The sequence below is a fragment of the Methylobacterium sp. WL18 genome, from assembly GCF_008040015.1.
GTDB classification, from domain to species: Bacteria; Pseudomonadota; Alphaproteobacteria; order Rhizobiales; family Beijerinckiaceae; genus Methylobacterium; species Methylobacterium mesophilicum.
Genome location: NZ_VRVD01001257.1, coordinates 1 through 573 on the forward strand (window position 1 = coordinate 1; position 573 = coordinate 573).

The window sequence follows — 573 nt, forward strand, 5'->3', positions numbered from 1 at the left end:
GGTCCGGGCGCGCGGCCCGTCAGCCGGCGGGCGCCGCGTCGAACCCGTCGTAATAGTCGAAGAAGACCCGCTCCGGGTCGTGCCGGCTGCGCAGGGCACAGAGCCGCTGCCATTTCTCGGGCGTGAAGGCGCGCGCGACGCTATCCGGATTCTCGATCGTGTTGCTCTCGCCCAGGTAGCAGCCCACCGTGAACGGCCTCAGCGCCCCGACCATGGCCCGGTGCCAGTCCGTGTTGGTCCGGTCGTCGGCCGCCTCGTGCCACATCGTCCACGGGCCGCCATACACCGCCGAGGACATGGAGCAGGCCATGTCCTTCTGCGCGGCCGGGACATCGGGGCCGCAGAAGATCGTGAGCAGGAACACGCTCGTGGTCGACGGCGCCGACGGCAGCAGCGGCAGGACGGCCTCGATCAGGTCCCCGGGGCTGTGATTCGAATACGTCGCCTCGACCCGGGACCGGAGCCCGTCCGGCCACAGCGCGCCGGACATGTCGAACAGCTGCTCAAAGGTGAGCGGCACGGCGCGCTCCGTTGCGAGCGGCGCCACCGGCGCGCGGTCCAGGGGCTCCAGGG

The 573-nt window shown here is 71.4% G+C and carries 1 pseudogene; it reads right to left on the reverse strand.

The window, feature by feature from the left end:
* Positions 1-19: 19 nt before the first annotated feature.
* Positions 20-573 (reverse strand): annotated as a pseudogene (locus FV228_RS32180) (FAD-binding oxidoreductase); the annotation flags it as partial.